Origin of the sequence: Microbispora sp. CSR-4 (assembly GCF_008033685.1) — a bacterium.
Classification (GTDB): domain Bacteria; phylum Actinomycetota; class Actinomycetes; order Streptosporangiales; family Streptosporangiaceae; genus Microbispora.
Map to the genome: position 1 here is coordinate 44,640 of NZ_VJVX01000054.1, position 20,486 is coordinate 65,125.

Below are 20,486 nucleotides of genomic sequence, written 5' to 3' on the forward strand. Positions count from 1 at the left end.
ATTCCGGGTGGCCTGGCGGGCCGTCAGCTGGTCACGCGGTAGACGTCGTAGACGCCGGCGACGCTGCGCACCGCCTTGAGCACGTGGCCGAGGTGCTTGGGGTCGCCCATCTCGAAGGTGAACTTGCTGATCGCCACCCGGTCGCGGCTGGTCGTGACCGACGCCGACAGGATGTTCACGTGCTGGTCGGACAGGGTCCGCGTGACGTCCGACAGCAGGCGGGGCCGGTCGAGCGCCTCCACCTGGATGGCGACGAGGAAGACCGAGTCGTCCCCGGGCGACCAGGCGACCTCCACCAGCCGGTCGGGGTGGGCGCTGAGCTGCTCCACGTTGGGGCAGTTGGTGCGGTGCACGGAAACGCCGTGCCCCCGCGTGACGAACCCGACGATCTCGTCCCCCGGCACCGGGGTGCAGCAGCGCGACAGGCGGACCCACACGTCCGGGTCTCCCGCGACCATCACCCCGGCGTTCGAGTTGGCCCTCAGACGGCCCTTGAGCCGCGTCGGGACCTGGGCCTCGGCGATGTCCTCCTCGGCCCCCTCGACGCCTCCCAGGGCCTGTACGAGCTTGTCCACGACCGACTGTGCGGTGACGTGCCCCTCGCCGACGGCCGCGTACAGGGCGGACACGTCGGCGTAGCGCAGATCCCTGGCCAGGGCCAGCAGCGCCTCGCCGGACATCAGCCGCTGCAGCGGCAGGCCCTGCTTGCGCATGGCCCGCCCGATCGCCTCCTTGCCCGCCTCGATGGCGGTCTCGCGGCGCTCCTTGGTGAACCACTGACGGATCTTGTTGCGGGCCCGGCCGCTCTTGACGAACTTCAGCCAGTCTCGCGACGGCCCCGCGTCCGGCGACTTCGACGTGAAGATCTCGACGGTGTCGCCGTTGCCGAGGCGGGACTCCAGCGGCACCAGCCTGCCGTTGACCCGCGCGCCGATACATCGGTGGCCGACCTCGGTGTGCACGGCGTACGCGAAGTCGACCGGGGTGGCGCCCTCGGGCAGCGCGATCACCTGACCGCGCGGGGTGAAGACGAACACCTCGGAGACCGACAGGTCGAAGCGCAGCGACTCGAGGAACTCCCCCGGGTCGGAGGTCTCCTTCTGCCAGTCGAGCAGCTGGCGCAGCCAGGCCATGTCGTTGACCTGCTTGACCTTGCCGGCCCCGGCGCCGGTCATCTCCTCCTTGTACTTCCAGTGCGCGGCCACGCCGTACTCGGCCCGGTTGTGCATGGCCCGCGTGCGGATCTGGAGCTCGATGGCCTTGCCCTCGGGTCCCATGACCGTCGTGTGCAGCGACTGGTACATGTTGAACTTGGGCATGGCGATGTAGTCCTTGAACCGCCCCGGCACCGGCTTCCACTGGGCGTGGATCGTTCCGAGCGCCGCATAGCAGTCGCGGACCGTGTCGACCAGTACGCGGATGCCCACCAGGTCGTAGATGTCGTCGAAGGCCACGCCCTTGGCGATCATCTTCTGGTAGATCGAGTAGTAGTGCTTGGGACGGCCCCGCACGGTCGCCTTGATCTTCGCCTCGCGCAGGTCGGCGGAGACCTTCTCGATGACCTCGTGCAGGAACAGGTCGCGGCGCGGCGCGCGCTCCGACACCATCCGGGCGATCTCGTCGTATCGCTTCGGGTAGAGCATGGCGAACGCGAGGTCCTCCAGCTCCCACTTGATGGTGTTCATGCCGAGCCGGTGGGCCAGCGGCGCGAAGATCTCCAGCGTCTCCCGGGACTTCTGCTGCCGCTTGTGCTCGGGCATGTAGCGCATGGTGCGCATGTTGTGCAGCCGGTCGGCCAGCTTGATGACCAGCACGCGGATGTCGCGCGACATCGCGACGACCATCTTGCGCACGGTCTCGGCCTGCGCCGCGTCGCCGAACTTCACCTTGTCGAGCTTGGTCACCCCGTCGACGAGCAACGCGATGTTGTCGCCGAAGTCGGCTCGTAACTCGTCGAGGCTGTAGGCGGTGTCCTCCACGGTGTCGTGCAGCAGGGCCGCGCACAGCGTCTCGTCGTCCGTGCCCAGCTCCGCCAGGATCGTCGCGACCGCGAGCGGGTGGGTGATGTACGGGTCGCCGCTCTTGCGCTTCTGATCGCGGTGGTGATAGGCGGCGACGTCGTACGCCCGCTCGATCAGCCGCAGGTCTGCTTTGGGATGGGTGGCACGGACCGTCTTGAAGAGCGGTTCCAACACCGGATTCATAGCACCCCACTGCCCCCCGAAACGGGCGAGCCTCCGTCGCGTGGCCGGCGACGCCGGCTTGTCCTCCGGGACCGCCGCGGGGTCGCGTGCCGCGTCGGGGGGCACGTCTGCGACGGGCTCGGGGGCGTCGCGGGAGATCACTCCGCGATCGACCCGCGCGCTGTCGGGCACGACCACTTCACGGGGCACACAGACTCCTCACGTCGAGTCCAGATTCCACAGTGTATCCGTGCTGCCACAGCACTCTCGGCCGAGTGCCCCCTGACCGGCCCGTACGGCCCGTACGGCTCAGACGGTGAGCAGCGTGCGGACCTCCAGGCCCGGGAGCCGGTCGCGGCCCGAGAGGAAGGACAGCTCCATCAGGAAGGACGCGGCCACGACCTCCGCGCCCGTCCTTCTGACCAGCTCCACGGCCGCCCTGGCCGTGCCGCCCGTGGCGAGCACGTCGTCCACGATCAGGACCCGGTCGCCGGGGTCGAAGGCGTCGGCGTGCACCTCGATCGTCGCGGAGCCGTACTCCAGATCGTAGGACTCCTCGTACGTATCGGCGGGCAATTTACCCTTTTTACGTACTGGGACGAATCCCGCGCCACTGCGGTAGGCCACCGGCGCGGCCAGGATGAAGCCCCGCGCCTCGATGCCGACCACCTTGTCGAAGGTCAGGCCTTCGCCGAGCTCGTCCACGACCTGCGTGAAGGCCGCGTGGTCCGCCAGCAGCGGCGTGATGTCCTTGAAGAGGATGCCGGGCCTGGGGTAGTCCGGGACATCCCTGATGAGAGCCGTCCAGTCAGTCACGACGCCCAAGCCTAACGGGACAGGGGAACATGAAGGCGCCCCCGGAACCGGCGGGTTCCGGGGGCGCCTGCGTCGGACGGGCCGGGGGTCAGCGCTTCTTGCGCTTCTCCGTGCCGGCGGCCTGCTGCGTGCCGGCCGAGACGGGCTCCTTCGCGGCGGCCTTGGCCGCGGAGACCTGCTTGGCGTGCACCCGCTGGGCCAGCGCCTGCCACTTGGGCTCCCGCTCCTTCAGCGTGACCAGGATCGGCGTGGCCACGCACAGGGACGAGTAGGTGCCGACGATCATGCCGACGAACAGGGCCAGCGACAGGTCCTTCAGCGTGCCGGCGCCGAGCAGCGTGGTGCCGATGAACAGGATCGCCGCCACCGGCAGGATCGCGACCAGCGAGGTGTTCAGCGACCGGATCAGCGTGTGGCTGAGTGCGTTGTTGGCGGCCTGCGTGTAGGTCATCTTCGCGCTCGTGCCGAGCTTGCCCGTGACCTCCTTGATCATGTCGAAGACGACGACCGCGTCGTACAACGAGTAACCGAGGATCGTGAGGAAGCCGAGCATGGTCGCCGGGGTGACCTCGAAGCCCGACCAGGCGTAGACGCCCGCGGTGATCACGAGGTCGTGGACGAGGGCGACGATCGCCGCGAGGGCCATCCGCCACTCGAAGGCGACCGACAGGTACAGCATGATCGCGATCATGAAGACCGCGAGGCCGATCCAGGCCTTCTGCGAGACCTCGCCACCCCAGGTCGCGCCGATGACCTGGGAGCTGACCTGGTCTTCCTTGATCCCGTACTTCTGGGCGATCGTGGTCTGGACCTTGGTCACCTCGTCGCCCTTGAGGCTCTCGGTGGTGACCCGCCAGTTCGGACCGGCCTGCTGCACGATGACCTGGTGGACCCCGGCGTCCGAGACGGTCTCGCGGACCTGCTCGATGCTGGAGCCGGGCGTGCGCGTGAAGTCGAACACCGAGCCGCCGCGGAACTCCACGCCCAGGTTGAGCCCGTTCAGCGCCAGGCCGAGGATCGAGACGGCCAGCAGGAACACCGACAGGCCGTACCAGATCTTGCGCTTGCCGACGAAGTCGATGTTGATGTCGCCGCGGTAGAGGCGGCTGATCACTCCCGGCATCACGCCTCCTGCAGGGTCTGCTCGGCGGGGCTGGTGCGGCCCATGCGCTCCGCGTCGAGTCCGGACAGCTTGTGGCCCTTGGAGAAGAACCGCAACCGCCCCATGAGGGACATCAGCGGCTTGGTAAACAGGAACACCACCACGATGTCGATGAGCGTCGTCAGGCCCATCGCGAACGCGAAGCCGGCCACGTCGCCGACCGCGAGGAAGTAGAGCACCACCGCGGCGATGAACATGACCGCGTCGGCGACCAGGATGGTGCGCCGGGCGCGCCGCCAGGCCACCTCCACGGCCGAGCGCAGCGTGCGGTGGCCCTCCTTGATCTCGTCACGGATCCGTTCGAAGTAGACGATGAACGAGTCCGCGGTGATGCCGATCGAGACCACCAGACCGATGATGTGCGGCAGCGAAAGCCGGAAGCCGGCGTTGTGGCTCAGCACGTCCACCGTCAGGTACGTGAACACGGTGGCCACGCACAGGCTGGCGATGCCGATGAGCCCCAGGCCCCGGTAGTAGATCAACAGGTAGATCATGACGACGAGCAGGCCGAGCGCACCGGAGATGAGACCGCCGTTGAGCTGGTCCTGGCCGAGGGTCGAGGAGACCGACACGACCGAGCTCTGCTGGAACTTCAGCGGCAGCGCGCCGTACTTGAGCTGGTCGGCCAGCTCGGTGGCGGTCGTCTGCGTGAAGCTGCCGGAGATCCGGGCGCTGCCGCCGGGGATGGCCTCCTCGATCGTCGGAGCGACGATGACGACGCCGTCCAGCACGTTGGCGAGCTGGTTGCGCGGGGCCGGCAGGGACGTGATGCGCCGGGTGATGTCGGCGAACTGGCTGGCGCCCTTCGACTTGAAGTCGACCTGGACGATCCACTCACCGGTGGTGGGGTCGGTGCCCGCCTGGGCGCCGCTGATCTCGGTGCCCTGCACCGCGGCCTTGTCCAGGATGTAGCGGGCCGTGCCGTCGTCGCTGCAGGCGACGATCTGCTTGTTCGGGTCGTCCGCGGCGCCCTGACCGCGGTTCTTCGCGGTGCAGTCGATGTTGCGGAACTCGGTCAGCAGCGCCGGGTCGATGCCGCTGGTGTCCTGACCTGCCAGTGGGTCGCCCGCGTCCTGCGGAGCGGCCGTCGGCGTGGGGCTGGGAGCGGCCGCCGAGGGCGACGCCTTCGCCCGGTTGGCGCGGGCGGCTCCCGCCCCCGCCTTGCGGTGGTTCCCGGCCCTCTCCGAGGCGCTCGGGTCCGGCGACGGCGCGGTCAGCGCCTTCGACAGGGCGCGCCCGGCGGGAGTCGCGTTGCCGTTGTCCGCGCCCTGCCCGGCCGGCGTCGGCGTGCCCGCGGTGGTCGCGGGCGTCGCCGTGGCCGAGCCGCTGGGCGTCGGAGCCGCCGTGGGCACCTCGGCCGGCGGGTTCGCCGCGGCGGCCACCGCGAGCACCTGCCGCATGCGCAGTTCGGCGGTGGTCGACACCAGCTTGAGGGCCTCGTCACGGCCCGCGCCCGGGATCTGGATCACGATGTTGTCGTTCGACTTCGCGACCTGGGCGTCGGAGATGCCGGTGCCGTTGACGCGCTGCCGGATGATCGTCACGGCTCGGTCGAGGCTCTCCTGCGACGGCGCCTTCCCGTCCGCCGTGACCGGCGAGAGCGTCACGGTCGTGCCGCCCGCGAGGTCGAGGCCGAACTTGGGGACGAACGCCTTCTGGAGGGCGACCGTCGCGCCCATGACGATGATGAGCGCAAGGAGCAGCAGGAGTGTGCGTCCCGGCTTGCTCTGGCTACTGGTCGGTGGGGCCACTGGAGGTCAGTTCTTTCGTCGAAAAGTTGTGATCAGCCTACTCAGGACTGCTTGGTGCTCGTGTCGTCGCCGTTCCCCGTGTCGGTGCCCTCGGTCACGGTCTCCTCGGTTTCGGTCACCTCGTCCGCGGGGGTGATCACCCGGCCGATCGCCGCCTTGACCCAGCGGGTCTCGACACCGGGGGCCACCTCCAGCACGACGTCGTCGTCCTGCAGCGCGACCACCGTCGCGAACAACCCCGTCGTGGTCATGACCCGGGCGCCCGGGGTGAGGGAGTTCTGCATCTGGATCTGTTCCTGCTGCCGCTTGCGCTGGGGGCGGATCAGGAGGAAGTAGAACACCACTACCAACAAGATCAGTGGCAGGAACGTCCCAAGCGGGTTGTTACCCACGGGGGCCACCCTTTCGTAACGTGATGAACCGGCCTGACGCCGGAGGTCTTGTGCGCTTCACACGCGGGCCACCGCGACTTCTCGCGTGTGCGGCCAGTCAAGCCACGCAGTGTATGCGAGCACGCAGAAGCCCGGCAACGAACCCACGGGCAGGCGGGCGGGAAAGTTCCCGTTTCATGGGCTTCGCAATCGGTCTGTTACCTCTTTGCCCCGGTTTCCGCTTACCGCCTTGGCGCCCGGCGTTCAGGCGTCGTCGAAGAGCGAGGGCACCGCCACCGAGCCGACCGCGTCGGGAGGCGGGGTCATGCCGAGGTGCGCCCAGGCGGCCGCGGTGGCGACGCGGCCCCTCGGGGTGCGGGCCAGCAGCCCCTGCCGCACCAGGAAGGGCTCGGCCACGACCTCGACGGTCTCCGGCTCCTCCCCCACCGCCACCGCGAGTGTCGACAGGCCCACCGGGCCGCCGCCGAACTTGCGCAGCAGCGCGTCGAGCACGGCCCGGTCGAGCCGGTCGAGCCCCTCGGCGTCGACCTCGTAGAGGTTGAGCGCCGCCGCCGCGATCTCCCGGTCGATCACGCCCTCCGCGCGGACCTCGGCGAAGTCGCGCACCCGGCGGAGCAGGCGGTTGGCGATGCGGGGCGTGCCGCGCGAACGGCGGGCGATCTCGTGGGCGCCCTCGTCCGGCAGCTCGACCGACAGCAGCTTCGCGGAGCGCCGCAGCACCTGCTCCAGCTCGGCCACGTCGTAGAAGTCCATGTGGGCGGTGAAGCCGAACCTGTCGCGCAGCGGCGCGGGCAGCAGCCCCGCCCTGGTGGTCGCCCCGACCAGGGTGAACGGGGCGATGTCGAGGGGGATCGAGGTGGCGCCGGGGCCCTTGCCGACGACGATGTCCACCCGGAAGTCCTCCATGGCGAGATAGAGCATCTCCTCCGCCGGGCGGGCCATGCGGTGGATCTCGTCGATGAACAGGACCTCGCCCTCGGTCAGCGTGGACAGGATCGCGGCCAGGTCGCCCGCGCGCTCCAGCGCCGGGCCCGAGGTCATCCGCAGCGGCGCGCCGAGCTCGGAGGCGATGATCATGGCGAGCGTCGTCTTCCCGAGCCCGGGACCGCCGCTCATGAGCACGTGGTCGGGCGGGCGGTTGCGGCGCAGCGCGCTCTCCAGCACCAGCGACAGCTGCTCGCGCACCCGGCCCTGCCCGATGAACTCGTCAAGGCGCCGGGGGCGCAGCGCGGCCTCGATCGCCCGCTCGTCGCCCTCCGGTTCCGGCGACACGAGATCCCGCTCGAAGCTCACTCGACACCATCCGCTCGGCCTGCCGGGACCCGTCCGATTCCCGGTGAAAATTTCATGGAACCTTCAGCCCGCCACGAGGGTCACCGCACGCTCAGCACGCGCAGCGCCGACTTGAGCAGCGCCGCCACCTGCGGGGCGCGGCCGGCCGCGAGCTCCGCCTCGGCCTCCGCGGTGACCGCCGCGACCGCCTCGTCGGCGTCCCTGGACGAGTAGCCGAGCCCGACCAGCCCGGAGTGGACCTGGTCGCGCCAGACGGGCGCCGCCGCCGCGCCGTTGAGCGCGGCGTCGACGGCCGCCGCCGGGGTGCCGAGCTTGTCCTTGAGTTCCAGCACGATGCGCTGCGCGCCCTTCTGGCCGATGCCGGGCACCATCGTCAGGGCCTTGATGTCGGCGCTCGCCACCGCGACCCGCAGCGCGTTGGGCGCGTGGACCGCGAGCATGGCCAGGGCCAGGCGCGGCCCGACCCCGCTGGCCGTCTGGAGCAGCTCGAAGACCGTGCGCTCGTCGTCGGAGGCGAAGCCGTACAGCGTGAGGGAGTCCTCGCGTACGACGAGCGAGGTGGACAGCCGGGCGGGCTCACCGACCCGCAGCCCGGCCAGGGTGCCCGGGGTGCAGTGGACGAGCATCCCGACGCCGCCCACCTCGACCACGGCGCTGTCGGCGCCGATCGCCGCCACCTGCCCCGCAACGGATGCGATCACCGCGTGTTCCCTCCCCGGTCCTGACGCCCGGCCGCGACTTCGCCGGGTCTCCCAGTCCTACCAGAGCCCCCGGTGCCCCCGGTGCCACCAGTGCCGATGGCGGCGGCACCGCCGGAACGGGCCCTGGCCAGGGCGTCGGCCAGGCGATGCTGCACGCCGCCGCGCCAGACGTGGCAGATGGCCAGGGCGAGCGCGTCGGCCGCGTCCGCGGGCCTGGGCATGGCGTCGAGCCGCAGCAACCGGGTGACCATCGTGCCGACCTGCTTCTTGTCGGCGTTGCCGTTGCCGGTGATCGCGGCCTTGACCTCGCTGGGCGTGTGCAGCGCGACCGGCAGCCCCCGCCGGGCCGCGCAGACGATCGCGACGGCCGACGCCTGGGCCGTCCCCATCACCGTGCGGACGTTGTGCTGGGCGAAGACCCGCTCGACGGCGACCGCGTCGGGCCTGATCTCGTCGAGCCAGCGCTCGATCTCGGCCTCGATGACGACCAGCCGGGACCCGATGTCGTCGTCGGGCGGGGTGCGGACCACCCCGACCGACAGCAGGCTCAGCGGCGCGCCCGGGCTGCCCTCCACGGCGCCGAGACCGCACCGCGTCAACCCCGGGTCCACGCCCATCACCCGCAGCTGGGGCATCCGCACCGGCACGCCTCCCTGATCCCGGCGGCGCGGCCGCCGCTGCGCCGAACATCTGTTCGGTCGGTCACTCTATCGCGATCAGCGGCCGCGCGGGGGCGTCAGAAGTAGTCGATCATGTACGCGGTGCAGCCGAAGGCGGCGTCCAGCGCGTCATCGGTGTCGGGAGATCCGCCGCTCAGCAGGCCGGCCCGGCGGAGGGTGGCCGCGGGGACGCCGGCGAAAAGTGCGGACATCCCGCCGATCGCGAGCCGTGTCGCGTCGCCGGCGGCCTTCTCACCGCCCGGCGCGTCCCGCCGTGTCATGGAGCCGGCGCGGCCGTCCACCCGCAGCAGCCACGCGCCCGCGTTGCCCGGGCGCAGGGCGTCGGTCACCTCGACGGGGATCTCGGCGCGGACTCCGGCGGGGAAGCCGCGCCCCTCGACAGCGGCGGGCAGATCGATCAGCCGGAACATCCACCGGGTCTGGCTGACCTCGTCCCTCGACCGCTCCCGCAGCATCCAGAGCACCGGGTCGGCCGGGTCCACGAACGCCTTCACCGACTTGGCGACGCTTGAGGAGCTGCCGACCAGCGACCACAGGGCCCTGGCCGTCGCCTCCGACCCCGCGAGCAGGTTGTCGACCTCGATGTCCCCGTCGCTCCACCGGTAGACGACGAACCCGTCCTCGGCCAGGTAGCAGAAGTCGTCGTCGTCCTCCAGCCACAGCCGCCAGGTCCGCTCGTCGAAGCAGAGCGGGCCGCTCGCGCGGGCGGCGGTGTGCACCCGGCCGACCAGGGCGACGACCTCGGCCGCGTCGGCGGGGCCCATCCTGCGCAGCTTGACCGCGCCGGACGCGCCGGATAGACCGGATGGACCGCCGAGCGTACGCAGCGCCTCGGCGGGCACGGTGACCCGCTGGAGCACGCCGGCGTGCTCGTAGCCCGCGCTCCGGTAGATGGGCGTGGTGGCCGGGTAGAGCGCGGAGACCACGTGGCCCAGCTCGGCGCAGCGCTCGATGACCGCGTGCGTGAGCGCCCGGCCCACGCCCCTGCCGCGGTCCTCCGGCGCCACCGTCACAGCCCCCACGCCGCCCATGGACAGCGGGCGGCCGTGCCACCACTGGACGTACGGGTTGATCCTGGCCGCGCCGACGAGCCGGGGGCCGTCGAAGGCGCCCAGATAACGGCCCTCGGGCAGCATCGGGGTGACGAGCTTGCGCCAGGTCTCCACGTCGCCGCCGGACAGCGGGCCGAAGGCGCGCCTGCGGGTGTCGAGGACGGCGTCCAGGTCGTCGCTCGTGAGATGACGGATGTCCACAACCGGCCAAGCTATGCGGGCCCCGGCGGCCATGCCACCGGTTTTCCGCTCACGCGGGGGCCTCGGGCCGGGCCCCGCGCCCATGTGGGCCGAGGGCCCGTGCCCATGTGGGCCGAGGGCCCGTGCCCGCCTCCGGCGTCAGGCGCCGACCTTCTCCATGACCTCGTCGCTCACGTCGAAGTTCGCCCAGACGTTCTGCACGTCGTCGCTGTCCTCGAGCGCGTCGATGAGCTTGAAGACCTTGCGGGCGCCCTCCTCGTCGAGGGGGACGTTGAGCGTGGGGACGAAGCTCATCTCGGCCGACTCGTAGTCGATGCCGGCGTCCTGCAGCGCCTTGCGCACGGGGATCAGGTCGGAGGCCTCGGAGACCACCTCGAAGCTCTCGCCGAGGTCGTTGACCTCCTCGGCGCCCGCGTCGAGGACGGCCATGAGCACGTCGTCCTCGGTCAGCGACCCCTTGGGGACGATCACGACGCCCTTGCGGTTGAACATGTACGACACCGAGCCGGGGTCGGCGAGCGAGCCGCCGTTGCGGGTCAGCGCCACGCGCACCTCGGACGCCGCACGGTTGCGGTTGTCGGTGAGGCACTCGATGAGAACCGCGACACCGCCGGGGGCGTAGCCCTCGTACATGATCGTCTGCCAGTCGGCGCCGCCGGCCTCGAGGCCGCCGCCGCGCTTGCGGGCCCGCTCGATGTTGTCGATCGGGACCGAGTTCTTCCTGGCCTTGGTGATGGCGTCGAACAGCGTGGGGTTGCCGTCCGGGTCGGGCCCGCCGGTCCTGGCCGCGACCTCGATGTTCTTGATGAGCTTGGCGAAAAGCTTGCCGCGCTTGGAGTCCAGCGCCGCCTTCTTGTGCTTCGTCGTCGCCCATTTGGAGTGGCCGGACATCGCCTAGAGCTCCCTCACCATTTCGACAAAATACGAGTGCACCCGCGCGTCGCCCGTCAGCTCCGGATGGAAGGACGTCGCGAGCAGCGGTCCCTGTCGGACCGCGACGATCCTATCCCCAGCTTCGGTGCGGCCCAGCACTTCCACGTCGGGCCCCACGGACTCGACCCAGGGCGCGCGGATGAACACGGCCCTGATCGTCCCCCGTCCGGCGAAGTCGAGATCGGCCTCGAACGAGTCGACCTGGCGGCCGAAGGCGTTGCGGCGGACCACCATGTCGATGCCGCCCAGCGTCTCCTGGCCCTCGATGCCGCCCTCGATCCGGTCGGCCAGCATGATCATCCCGGCGCACGAGCCGTAGGCGGGCATGCCCTCCTTGATCCGCAGCCGCAGCGGTTCGAGCAGCTCGAAGGTGACGGCGAGCTTCCACATCGTGGTCGACTCCCCGCCCGGGACGACCAGCGCGTCCACCGCGGCGAGCTCCTCCTGCCTGCGCACCGGCGTGGCGGTGGCGCCCGACTCCTCCAGAGCGCGGATGTGCTCGCGCACGTCGCCCTGCAGGGCGAGCACGCCGATCTTGGGTGCGGACGTCACGGTTTCCCTTCCTGTGCTGACGTGTTCAGGGTATGGCCGCGGTCTTGCGGGCCCAAAACGACGGATCGGACGAGGCCGGCGTGTTCCGTCAGGCACGGCCCAGCTTCGCGAGGGCGGGCAGGGCGTGGGCTATGGCCGTGCGCTCCTCGACGGTCAGCGCGTCCAGCCGGTCGGACAGGTAGGCGATCCTGGCCCGCCGTACGGCCCGGAGGCGGTCGCGTCCCTCGCCGGTCAGCTCGACGGTGCGCACCCGCGCGTCGGAGGCGTCGGTGCCCCGCGCGACGAGACCGGCCTCCTCCAGGCGGCTGACCTGCACGCTCATCGTCGGGAGCTGCACGCCGTGCTCCTCGGCCAGCTCGGTCATCCGGCGCGCGCCCTCCTCCAGGGAGCCGAGCACGGAGTATTGCTGGGCGGTGACCGGCTGCCCCGCCGTCGTACGGCGCAGCAGCATCACGATGTGGCGCAGCTCACGCGACAGGTTCTCGGCGAGCCGTGCCGTGTCGTCGGTCGTCATAGCAGGCCACGATAACGGGGCGGACAGCACGAACGCCCGGCCGGGATGTCCGGCCGGGCGTCTTCGCTCCGGCTTCCGGCGCCTACCAGCCGCGCTCGGCGAGGCGGTGCGGCACGGGGATGTCGTCGACGTTGATGCCGACCATCGCCTCGCCCAGGCCGCGCGAGACCTTGGCGATCACGTCGGGGTCGTCGTAGAACGTGGTGGCCTTGACGATGGCGGCGGCGCGCCTGGCGGGGTCGCCGGACTTGAAGATGCCCGAGCCGACGAACACGCCCTCGGCGCCGAGCTGCATCATCATCGCGGCGTCGGCCGGGGTGGCGATGCCGCCCGCGGTGAACAGCACCACCGGCAGCTTGCCGGTCTTGGCGATCTCGGCCACCAGCTCGTACGGCGCCTGCAGTTCCTTGGCCGCGACGTACAGCTCGTCCTCGGGCAGCGAGGTGAGGCGCTTGATCTCGCCGCGGATCTTGCGCATGTGGGTGGTGGCGTTGGAGACGTCGCCGGTGCCGGCCTCGCCCTTGGAGCGGATCATCGCGGCGCCCTCGGTGATGCGGCGCAGCGCCTCGCCGAGGTTGGTGGCCCCGCACACGAAGGGCACGGTGAACTGCCACTTGTCGATGTGGTTGGCGTAGTCGGCCGGGGTGAGGACCTCGGACTCGTCGATGTAGTCGACCCCGAGCGCCTGGAGCACCTGGGCCTCGACGAAGTGGCCGATCCTGGCCTTGGCCATCACCGGGATGGAGACGGCGTTGATGATGCCCTCGATCATGTCGGGGTCGCTCATCCGGGACACGCCGCCCTGGGCGCGGATGTCGGCCGGGACACGCTCCAGCGCCATGACGGCGACGGCTCCCGCGTCCTCTGCGATCTTGGCCTGCTCCGGGGTGACGACGTCCATGATGACACCGCCCTTGAGCATCTCGGCCATGCCGCGCTTCACGCGGGCGGTGCCGACGGCGGTGGTCTCGTTGACTTCGGGGGTGCTGCTGGACACGGTGCTACCTCACGACGGCGGGCCTACGGAATCCTCTCCATGGTAGGCCGTGACCGATCCCGCACCTCACGCACCCATATGTCGGAGTCGATCAGCCTCTTTGTCCATCACGGCGCGACAGGCTTGCGCGAGGCGAGCACGACCCAGACCTGGCCGCGGGCGAACGGCATGGGCGTGCCGTCGGCCATGGTGTAGGTGGTGCCCTTCTTCTCCGAGGAGCGCGACCACTTGATCCGGAATGCCTGGCCGTCCCTGAGCACGACGCCGGTGCCCTTGCCCACCGTGTGCACGAGCGGGGTGTAGCTGCCGGTGAAGTCGTGGAACTCCGAGCGGTCGGTCTTCACCCACTGGATGACGATCGTGGGGGCGCCCTGCTGGCCGCCCTCGGCCGCCATGTCCTTCTCGCCGTCCTGCGTCACCAGCCACCGCTTCTGCGACGCCGACCACGTGAACGTGAAGCGGGCCGCGGGATAGCGGACGGTGACGCTCTTCTGCGGCGTGCCTCCGGCCGGCGGCTCGTCGGAGAAGACGAAGCCGATGTCGTGCGCCCTGGTCGCCTGCGGCGCCTTGGCGAGCAGCTTCCTGGGGCTGCCGACCAGGTTGTACGGCGCGACCCGGCCGGCCGCGCGGGTGTACGCCGCGGGGACCCGGCTGTCGGACACGTCGAACAGCGAGGCCTTCTGGACATAGGGGATCATCTTCGTCTGCACGCCGGAGTAGGCAAGGGCGGGCTTGCCGAACATCGGGAGGATGTGCAGGTCGGAGATGCGGGCGCTGCGGACCGGCCCCACCTGGGCGGGCAGCTTCGAGGAGAAGATCGCCATGAGCCGGGTGAGCCCGCCTTCGACCTGCTCGACGAAGACGATGTCGGCGCTGCGCAGGCCCATCTGCGGCTTGCCCGCGTGGGTGTTCTCGATCTTCACGGCGAGCACCGGCTTGCGCGCGGCGATGGGGCGGCCGGTGAACGGATGCTCGGGAGGCGGCGGAGGCGGAGTCGGCGACTCCACGACACTGGCCCCCTGGGACTGGGCGACGGGCTTGTCGCCCCCCGAGCACGCGGCTCCGGTCAGGACGACCGCCATGGCCAGCGTGAAGCCGATCCCTGCCCGCACCGTATCCGCTCCTCCCGATGGAAAGCCCTCGCCACCAGGCACGACGGACCTGGCCCACGCGGACCCGTTGACCAGCATGGCAATGAATCGGCATGAGCTTACCGGGATCAGCCCGAAATGCCCGACAAAAAGTGACTATCCACTAGCGAGCGATTCGGGCGGTTCGTCATCGATGTCGAAGAAGCGGGGCGGGTCGGTGTGCCCGGCCAGGTGCAGCGTGCGGGCCAGCCAGCGCCGCTGCGCCGCACGGGTGACGGCGGCGGCGTTGTTGTAGAACCGGCGCGAGTAGACGACCTTGGCGACCGCGGTGTCCAGTTCCTCCAGCAGGGCGGCCCCCGCGGGGTGCTCGGCCAGCTTCTCCCGGAACCGCTCCTGGTCGACCACCGCCCGCAGCGTCCTCGACAGGTCGCTCTCGGCGTGCTCGCGCTCGTCCGGCCCCGCCGTACGGGCCTCGTGGGCGGCCGCGGCGAGCACCAGCGAGGTGGCGGGGTCGAGGATGCGCGAACCGGCGAGCTCCAGGCAGACCGCGGCGCGGCGCAGCAGCGCGGCGTCGAGCGCGGCCTGGGCGGTCTCCAGGCGGATGTGGAGACGGTCGAGCCGCCCCGCCCGCCAGGAGACGTAGACGGCGAACAGCACGACGACCACGGCCGCCACGAGGATCAGGGTCGTGGTCACGCCGGCACCTCCGCGTATGCGACCTGACCGCCACGGATCGTCATGGCAGCGCGTCCTCTACCACGCCCGCGCTGGCGTGGGTGACAGTCTCGTAGACGCGCACGACCTCCCGCGCGACCGTCGACCAGTCGTACTTCCACACCGCCTGGCGGGCCTCGTCGGAGAGCTTGGCGCGGCGCTCGGGGTCGTCGAGCAGCCGGGCGGCCTCCCTGGCCAGGGCCGCGGGGTCCCCGGTCGTGAACAGCGCACCGGCCTGGCCGTCGTCCAGCACGCGCCGGAAGGCGGGGATGTCGCTGGCGAGGATCGGCGCCCCGGCCGACATCGCCTCGGTGAGCACGATGCCGAAGCTCTCCCCGCCCAGGTTGGGCGCGCAGAAGACGTCGACGGAGTGATAGGCGCGCACCTTGTCGGCCTCGCTGACCATGCCGAGCAGCCCGACCCTGTCGCGATACTCCCGCGGCACCCGCCCGAGCACGTCGTCGGGGTCGCCCGGGCCGGCGATCAGCAGGCGCAGCCTCGGCCGCTCCGGAGCCAGCAGGGCGAACGCCTCCAGCAGCACGGCCAGGCCCTTGCGCGGCTCGTCCATCCGTCCGAGGAAGCCGATCACGTCGCCGTCGGGACCCCAGCCGGGCAGCGGCTCGCCCTCGGCGTACCTGCGCACGGTGACGCCGTTGGGGATCAGCACCGCGTCACCGCCGAGGTGCTCCACCAGCGTCTTGCGGGCGGCCTCGGAGACCGCGATCCTGCCCGTGATCTTCTCCAGCGCGCTCTGCAGCATCGGCGCGGCCACCGACATGGCCCGCGACCGCTCGTACGAGGCGTGGAACGTCGCCACGATGGGGCCGCGAGCGACCCAGCAGGCGAGCACGCCGAGGGACGGCACGGCGGGCTCGTGCACGTGCAGCACGTCGAACCCGCCCTCCCTGATCCACTTGCGCACCCGGTTGGCCGACAGGAACCCGAACGCCAGGCGGGCGACCGACCCGTTGTACGGCACGGGCACGGCGCGGCCCGCCGGGGTCACGTACGACGGCAGGCCGGCGTCGTCGGCCGCGGGGGCGATGACCGACACCTTGTGCCCGTCCTCGATGAGCGCCTCGGCGAGGTCCCTGATGTGCGCCTGCACGCCCCCGGGGACCTCCCAGGTGTACGGGCAGACGATGCCGACGTTCACGACTGCGCCCCGCCCCGGGGCTCCAGGTCGTCGAGCCAGAGGCGCTGGAGCATGTGCCAGTCCTCCGGATGCTCGGCGATGCCCTTCTCGAACACCGCCGCCACGGCCTGGGTCATCACCCCGACCTTCTCCTCGCGCGTCCCCTCGGCCGGGACGGGGATCTCCTCGTGGATGCGGATGCCCCAGCCGTCCCCCTCGAACCACAGCACGGCGGCCAGCAGCGCGGCGCCCGTCTGGACCGCCAGCGCCGCGGGCCCGGCGGCCATGCGGGTCCTCGCGCCGAAGAAGTCGACCTCGACGCCGGAGGCGGTCAGGTCGCGCTCGGCGGGCAGGCAGACCGTCTTGCCCTCGCGCAGCCGCTTGGCGAGCGTGCCGAACGCCATCGCGCTGCCGCCGCCCTTGGCGGTCAGCGGCAGCACCTCCATGCCGAGCCGCTCGCGGTAGTCGACGAAGCGCTCGAACAGCGACTCGGGCTTCAGCCGCTCGGCGACCGTGGTGAAGCGGTGGCCCATGTGCACCAGCCAGGCCCCGGCGAGGTCGTAGTTGCCCATGTGGGGCAGTGCGACCACCACTCCCCTGCCCCGGGCGAGGTTGTCGAAGATGTGCTCGCCCCCGGTGGCCCGGGTGCCATCGAGGATGCGCTCGCGGGTGTAGGCGGCGAAGCGGAACGACTCCATCCAGTAGCGGAAGTAGGAGCGCATGCCCGCCCGGCTCAGCTCGCGTACGGCGCGGTCGCCGGCGTCGCCGCCGACGACGCGGGCCAGGTTGGACTCCAGGCGGCGCACGGACTTGCCGCGCCTGAGCCACAGCCAGTCGGCGAGCACCTGGAAGAACCACGCGGCCAGCCGTTCCGGCACGTATCGGACCACGGCCCAGCCGACGGAGTACGCCGCCGCGACCAGCCGGTCGGCGAGGGGCACCGCACCGGGTCGCGCGGACCGCCCGGGGGGTGGGCCGTCCGAGCCCTTCATCTGACCACCGCCTGTCTGTAGACGTGCACCATCCGCTGCACCACCGTGACGGCGCTGGCGGCGGCGAGCAGCCAGAGCCCGGCCGCCAGGACGTACGGCACGCCGAGGCCGGACAGCCCGGCCGCCACGAGCACGACCACGAGACGCTCCCCCCGTTCGGCGATGCCGACGTTCGCGGACATGCCGAGGCCCTCGGCCCTGGCCTTGGCGTAGGAGACCAATGCTCCCGCGACGAGGCAGAAGAGCGCGACGACCGCGAGGACGATCTCCTGCTCGTCCTTGAGGACGAAGTAGAGGATCAGTCCCGAGAAGATCGAGGCGTCGCCGAGACGGTCGAGCGTGGAGTCCAGGAAGGCGCCCCACGTGCTCCCCTTGCCCGTCATCCGGGCCAGCACGCCGTCCAGGAGGTCGGCGAGCACGAAGAACGTGATGACGAGCGTTCCCGCGAACAGATGCCCGAGCGGGTAGAAGACGAGAGCGGAGGCCACCACTCCGAGCGTGCCGATCGTGGTGATCACATCGGGCGAGATCCCCCAGCGGGCGAGGGCTCGCCCCAGAGGGGTCATGACTCGGGTGACGGCGGGGCGCAGGATGTTCAACATCGCCGTCCGATCGTAGGCCATCCAGCGCCGCCGCACCTCGCAAGCACATTCCGCCGAAAAGTCTTGTGATATGCGCCACATGGGTAAAGGGTGAAGAGCACGCGCCCGCGGGGCCGCGCGGAGACGACACGGAAGTGAACCGCCGTGCCGGCCGCCGCACGGTCCTGAGAGGGCGAGGCCCCCGGGCGCGGACAGCGACGGCAGAGCGGCCGGCGCGGGGTGCGTGCCACGTGCCCATCCCGACCGCTCAGAGATTCGGGAGGCGATGTGGCCGAAAGATCAACCGGCGCGACAACAGGGGCCGCGGGCAGGGCACCCGCGGCCGATCGGCCGGACATGGTGCGCAATGTCGTGCTGGTCGGCCATTCCGGGGCCGGGAAGACCACGCTGGTCGAGGCGCTGCTCGCGGAGACGGGCACCATCCAGCGCCCCGGCCGGGTCGAGGACGGCACCACGGTCAGCGACTTCGACGAGGTGGAGGTGCGCCAGCAGCGCTCCGTCAACCTGTCGGTCGCTCCCGTCGTCCACAACGGCATCAAAATCAACTTCTTGGACACCCCCGGGTACGCCGACTTCGTCGGCGACCTGCGGGCCGGCCTGCGCGCGGCCGACGCGGCGCTGTTCGTCGTCTCCGCCGCCGAGGGTGTGGACGGGCTCACGCGCATGCTCTGGGAGGAGTGCGCGCTCGTGGGGATGCCCCGCGCCGTGGTCATCACCAAGATCGACCACCAGCGCGCCAACTTCGACGAGGTGCTCGCCACCTGCCAGGACGTGTTCGGCGACGGGGTGGCGCCGCTCTACCTGCCGGTGAACGGCACCGGGCTGCTCGGCCTGCTGTCGCAGCGGCTGTTCGACTACACCGGCGGGCGCAGGACCGAGCGGGAGCCCGACGCCGGCCAGCTCGCGCTCATCGAGCAGTATCGCGGCGACCTCATCGAGGGGATCATCCAGGAGAGCGAGGACGAGTCCCTCATGGACCGTTACCTCTCCGGCGAGACGATCGACACCAAGGTGCTCATCGACGACCTGGAGAAGGCGGTCGCCCGGGCCGGCTTCTATCCGGTGCTCGCCACGGCGCCCGGCGTCGGCATGCTTGAGCTGCTGGAGATCGTCACGCAGGGCTTCCCCTCACCCCTGGAGCACCCGCTGCCCAAGATCACCTCGATCGACGGCAAGCCGTGCAGGGAGTGCACCGCCGACCCGGACGGCCCGCTCGTGGCCGAGGTCGTGAAGACCACGAGCGATCCGTACGTCGGGCGGATCAGCCTGGTCCGGGTCTTCTCGGGCACGCTGCGGCCGGACATGACGGTGCACGTGTCGGGTCACGGCCTGGCCGAACGGGGGCACGAGGACCACGACGTCGACGAGCGGGTGGGCGCCCTGTCGTCGCCGCTCGGCAAGATGCAACGGACCGTGGGCAAGTGCGTCGCCGGGGACATCTGCGCGGTCGCCAAGCTGTCGCACACCGAGACGGGCGACACGCTCTCGGACAAGGGCGACCCGCTGCTGGTCGAGGCGTGGACCATGCCGGAGCCGCTGCTGCCGGTCGCCATCAGGGCGAAGTCGAAGGCCGACGAGGACAAGCTCAGCCAGGCCCTGAGCCGCCTGGTGGCGGAGGACCCGACGCTGCGGCTGGAGAACAACGCCGAGACCCGCCAGCTCGTGCTGTGGTGCATGGGCGAGGCGCACTCCGACGTCCTGCTCGACCGCCTGGCCAAGCGGCACGGGGTCGAGGTCGAGAAGATCGACCTGCGGGTGCCGCTGCGGGAGACGTTCGCCGGAAAGGCGCAGGGCATGGGGCGCAACGTCAAGCAGACCGGCGGCCACGGACAGTACGCGATCTGCCACATAGAGGTCGAGCCGCTGCCGTCGGGCGGCGGGTTCGAGTTCGTCGACAAGATCGTGGGCGGCGTGGTGCCGAGGCAGTTCATCCCGTCGGTGGAGAAGGGCGTGCGGGCCCAGATGGAGCGCGGGGTCGTCGCCGGCTACCCGATGGTCGACGTCCGCGTGACGCTCTACGACGGCAAGGCCCACTCGGTCGACTCCTCCGACATGGCCTTCCAGATCGCCGGGCAGCTCGCGCTCAAGGACGCCGCGTCCAAGGTGGCGACGCACCTGCTCGAACCGGTGGACGAGGTGTCGGTGCTCGTGTCCGACGACTACGTCGGAGCCGTGATGTCCGATCTGTCCTCCCGGCGCGGCAGGGTGCTCGGCACCGAGCCGGTGGGCACGGGCCGCACGCTGGTGCGCGCCGAGGTGCCGCAGCTGGAGATCACGCGGTACGCGATCGACCTGCGCTCGCTGTCCCACGGGACGGGCACGTTCAGCCGCTCCTTCCTGCGGTACGAGCCGCTGCCCGCCCACCTCGCCGACAAGGTCGCCGCCGCGAGCGAGTAGCGGCCGGAACGGTTCGCGGACTCCGGCGGCCCGCCTCCCGCCCGCCGGGGTCCGCCCAGCTCAACGGCACTGTCTCCTCGGGCGGGGTTTCGCGTGCCCGGGGCCCGGGGAGCCCCACGAGGTGCCCCGCGTCACTTCCGCATCACAAATTCATTTCGTTTTTCTGGCTAAACCGCTCTTTTGCCGATGTAAGACTTATGGCCTGACTTACTGGCAAATCATGGGGGAAGCTGCCTAATGCTTTTGTCAAGCCACCGCAGCCCGGACATGGCTAGGGTCGTACGGCCTCCTGTGCCGCAGAATCGCGTGCAGGACGTTGACACGGCGG

The 20,486-nt window shown here is 70.8% G+C and carries 19 protein-coding genes; 1 reads left to right on the forward strand and 18 read right to left on the reverse strand.

The genetic code is table 11. From position 1 onward, the window contains the following. Positions 1-23 precede the first annotated feature (23 nt). The 18 genes from FLV34_RS30970 to pgsA form a co-directional block, all read right to left on the reverse strand. Positions 24-2,204 carry a bifunctional (p)ppGpp synthetase/guanosine-3',5'-bis(diphosphate) 3'-pyrophosphohydrolase gene (locus FLV34_RS30970; RefSeq protein ID WP_142648980.1) on the reverse strand — a complete coding sequence of 727 codons (2,181 nt, stop codon included), beginning with the start codon at positions 2,202-2,204 and terminating at the stop codon, positions 24-26. 288 nt (positions 2,205-2,492) lie between these two features. Next, positions 2,493-2,999 (reverse strand): adenine phosphoribosyltransferase, encoded by a 507-nt coding sequence (locus FLV34_RS30975; RefSeq protein ID WP_142648939.1) that lies wholly within the window; start codon positions 2,997-2,999, stop codon positions 2,493-2,495. Between the two features lie 88 nt (positions 3,000-3,087). Beyond that, a complete protein-coding gene (secF, locus tag FLV34_RS30980; protein ID WP_142648938.1) occupies positions 3,088-4,122 on the reverse strand; it encodes a protein translocase subunit SecF in 1,035 nt (344 codons plus the stop codon). Next, positions 4,122-5,912: a protein translocase subunit SecD gene (gene secD, locus FLV34_RS30985; protein WP_312845752.1), complete on the reverse strand. Its 1,791-nt coding sequence runs from the start codon at positions 5,910-5,912 to the stop codon at positions 4,122-4,124. The genes secF and secD overlap by 1 nt, the downstream gene beginning before the upstream one ends. 41 nt (positions 5,913-5,953) lie before the next feature. Beyond that, a complete protein-coding gene (gene yajC, locus FLV34_RS30990; RefSeq protein ID WP_142648937.1) occupies positions 5,954-6,304 on the reverse strand; it encodes a preprotein translocase subunit YajC in 351 nt (116 codons plus the stop codon). Between the two features lie 243 nt (positions 6,305-6,547). Next, on the reverse strand, positions 6,548-7,597 hold the full coding sequence (gene ruvB, locus FLV34_RS30995) for a Holliday junction branch migration DNA helicase RuvB (RefSeq protein ID WP_142648936.1): 1,050 nt from the start codon (positions 7,595-7,597) through the stop codon (positions 6,548-6,550). A gap of 80 nt (positions 7,598-7,677) precedes the next feature. Continuing rightward, positions 7,678-8,298 carry a Holliday junction branch migration protein RuvA gene (gene ruvA / locus FLV34_RS31000; protein WP_142648935.1) on the reverse strand — a complete coding sequence of 207 codons (621 nt, stop codon included), beginning with the start codon at positions 8,296-8,298 and terminating at the stop codon, positions 7,678-7,680. Beyond that, positions 8,295-8,924 carry a crossover junction endodeoxyribonuclease RuvC gene (ruvC, locus tag FLV34_RS31005; RefSeq protein WP_147944783.1) on the reverse strand — a complete coding sequence of 210 codons (630 nt, stop codon included), beginning with the start codon at positions 8,922-8,924 and terminating at the stop codon, positions 8,295-8,297. The genes ruvA and ruvC overlap by 4 nt, the downstream gene beginning before the upstream one ends. A gap of 110 nt (positions 8,925-9,034) precedes the next feature. Beyond that, entirely contained in the window at positions 9,035-10,231 is a 1,197-nt protein-coding gene (gene eis, locus FLV34_RS31010; RefSeq protein ID WP_147944779.1) for an enhanced intracellular survival protein Eis, read from the reverse strand. Positions 10,232-10,369: 138 nt separating this feature from the next. Continuing rightward, the gene (locus FLV34_RS31015) at positions 10,370-11,122 is read right to left on the reverse strand and encodes a YebC/PmpR family DNA-binding transcriptional regulator (protein WP_142648933.1); all 753 of its coding nucleotides are present in this window, start codon (positions 11,120-11,122) and stop codon (positions 10,370-10,372) included. 3 nt (positions 11,123-11,125) lie between these two features. Next, a complete protein-coding gene (gene pdxT, locus FLV34_RS31020; RefSeq protein ID WP_142648932.1) occupies positions 11,126-11,716 on the reverse strand; it encodes a pyridoxal 5'-phosphate synthase glutaminase subunit PdxT in 591 nt (196 codons plus the stop codon). 88 nt (positions 11,717-11,804) lie between these two features. Next, positions 11,805-12,230, reverse strand: a complete 426-nt coding sequence (locus tag FLV34_RS31025; protein WP_147944780.1) for a MarR family winged helix-turn-helix transcriptional regulator — start codon at positions 12,228-12,230, stop codon at positions 11,805-11,807. Between the two features lie 82 nt (positions 12,231-12,312). Beyond that, a complete protein-coding gene (gene pdxS / locus FLV34_RS31030; RefSeq protein ID WP_147944781.1) occupies positions 12,313-13,227 on the reverse strand; it encodes a pyridoxal 5'-phosphate synthase lyase subunit PdxS in 915 nt (304 codons plus the stop codon). A gap of 107 nt (positions 13,228-13,334) precedes the next feature. After that, positions 13,335-14,339 (reverse strand): DUF3048 domain-containing protein, encoded by a 1,005-nt coding sequence (locus FLV34_RS31035; RefSeq protein WP_142648930.1) that lies wholly within the window; start codon positions 14,337-14,339, stop codon positions 13,335-13,337. A 135-nt stretch (positions 14,340-14,474) separates the two neighbouring features. Further along, on the reverse strand, positions 14,475-15,014 hold the full coding sequence (locus FLV34_RS31040) for a hypothetical protein (protein ID WP_142648929.1): 540 nt from the start codon (positions 15,012-15,014) through the stop codon (positions 14,475-14,477). A gap of 40 nt (positions 15,015-15,054) precedes the next feature. Continuing rightward, complete coding sequence (locus FLV34_RS31045; protein ID WP_142648928.1) at positions 15,055-16,188, reverse strand: glycosyltransferase family 4 protein; 1,134 nt, start codon at positions 16,186-16,188, stop codon at positions 15,055-15,057. Next, positions 16,185-17,159: a phosphatidylinositol mannoside acyltransferase gene (locus tag FLV34_RS31050; protein WP_142648927.1), complete on the reverse strand. Its 975-nt coding sequence runs from the start codon at positions 17,157-17,159 to the stop codon at positions 16,185-16,187. Before FLV34_RS31050 ends, FLV34_RS31045 begins: the two co-directional genes overlap by 4 nt. Beyond that, positions 17,156-17,761, reverse strand: coding sequence for a phosphatidylinositol phosphate synthase (gene pgsA, locus FLV34_RS31055; RefSeq protein WP_142648977.1), 606 nt, complete (start codon positions 17,759-17,761; stop codon positions 17,156-17,158). Before pgsA ends, FLV34_RS31050 begins: the two co-directional genes overlap by 4 nt. A gap of 267 nt (positions 17,762-18,028) precedes the next feature. On the opposite strand from pgsA, the gene FLV34_RS31060 reads away from it, so the two are divergent. Further along, positions 18,029-20,158 carry an elongation factor G-like protein EF-G2 gene (locus FLV34_RS31060; RefSeq protein WP_142648926.1) on the forward strand — a complete coding sequence of 710 codons (2,130 nt, stop codon included), beginning with the start codon at positions 18,029-18,031 and terminating at the stop codon, positions 20,156-20,158. Positions 20,159-20,486 lie beyond the last annotated feature (328 nt).

What these genes read in the sequence shown, in the direction of transcription:
- FLV34_RS30970 (WP_142648980.1), bottom strand. Translation starts at nt 2,204, where the DNA reads ATGAATCCGGTGTTGGAACCGCTCTTCAAGACGGTCCGTGCCACCCAT.
- secF (WP_142648938.1), bottom strand. Translation starts at nt 4,122, where the DNA reads ATGCCGGGAGTGATCAGCCGCCTCTACCGCGGCGACATCAACATCGAC.
- FLV34_RS31015 (WP_142648933.1), bottom strand. Translation starts at nt 11,122, where the DNA reads ATGTCCGGCCACTCCAAATGGGCGACGACGAAGCACAAGAAGGCGGCG.
- FLV34_RS31025 (WP_147944780.1), bottom strand. Translation starts at nt 12,230, where the DNA reads ATGACGACCGACGACACGGCACGGCTCGCCGAGAACCTGTCGCGTGAG.
- FLV34_RS31050 (WP_142648927.1), bottom strand. Translation starts at nt 17,159, where the DNA reads ATGAAGGGCTCGGACGGCCCACCCCCCGGGCGGTCCGCGCGACCCGGT.
- pgsA (WP_142648977.1), bottom strand. Translation starts at nt 17,761, where the DNA reads ATGTTGAACATCCTGCGCCCCGCCGTCACCCGAGTCATGACCCCTCTG.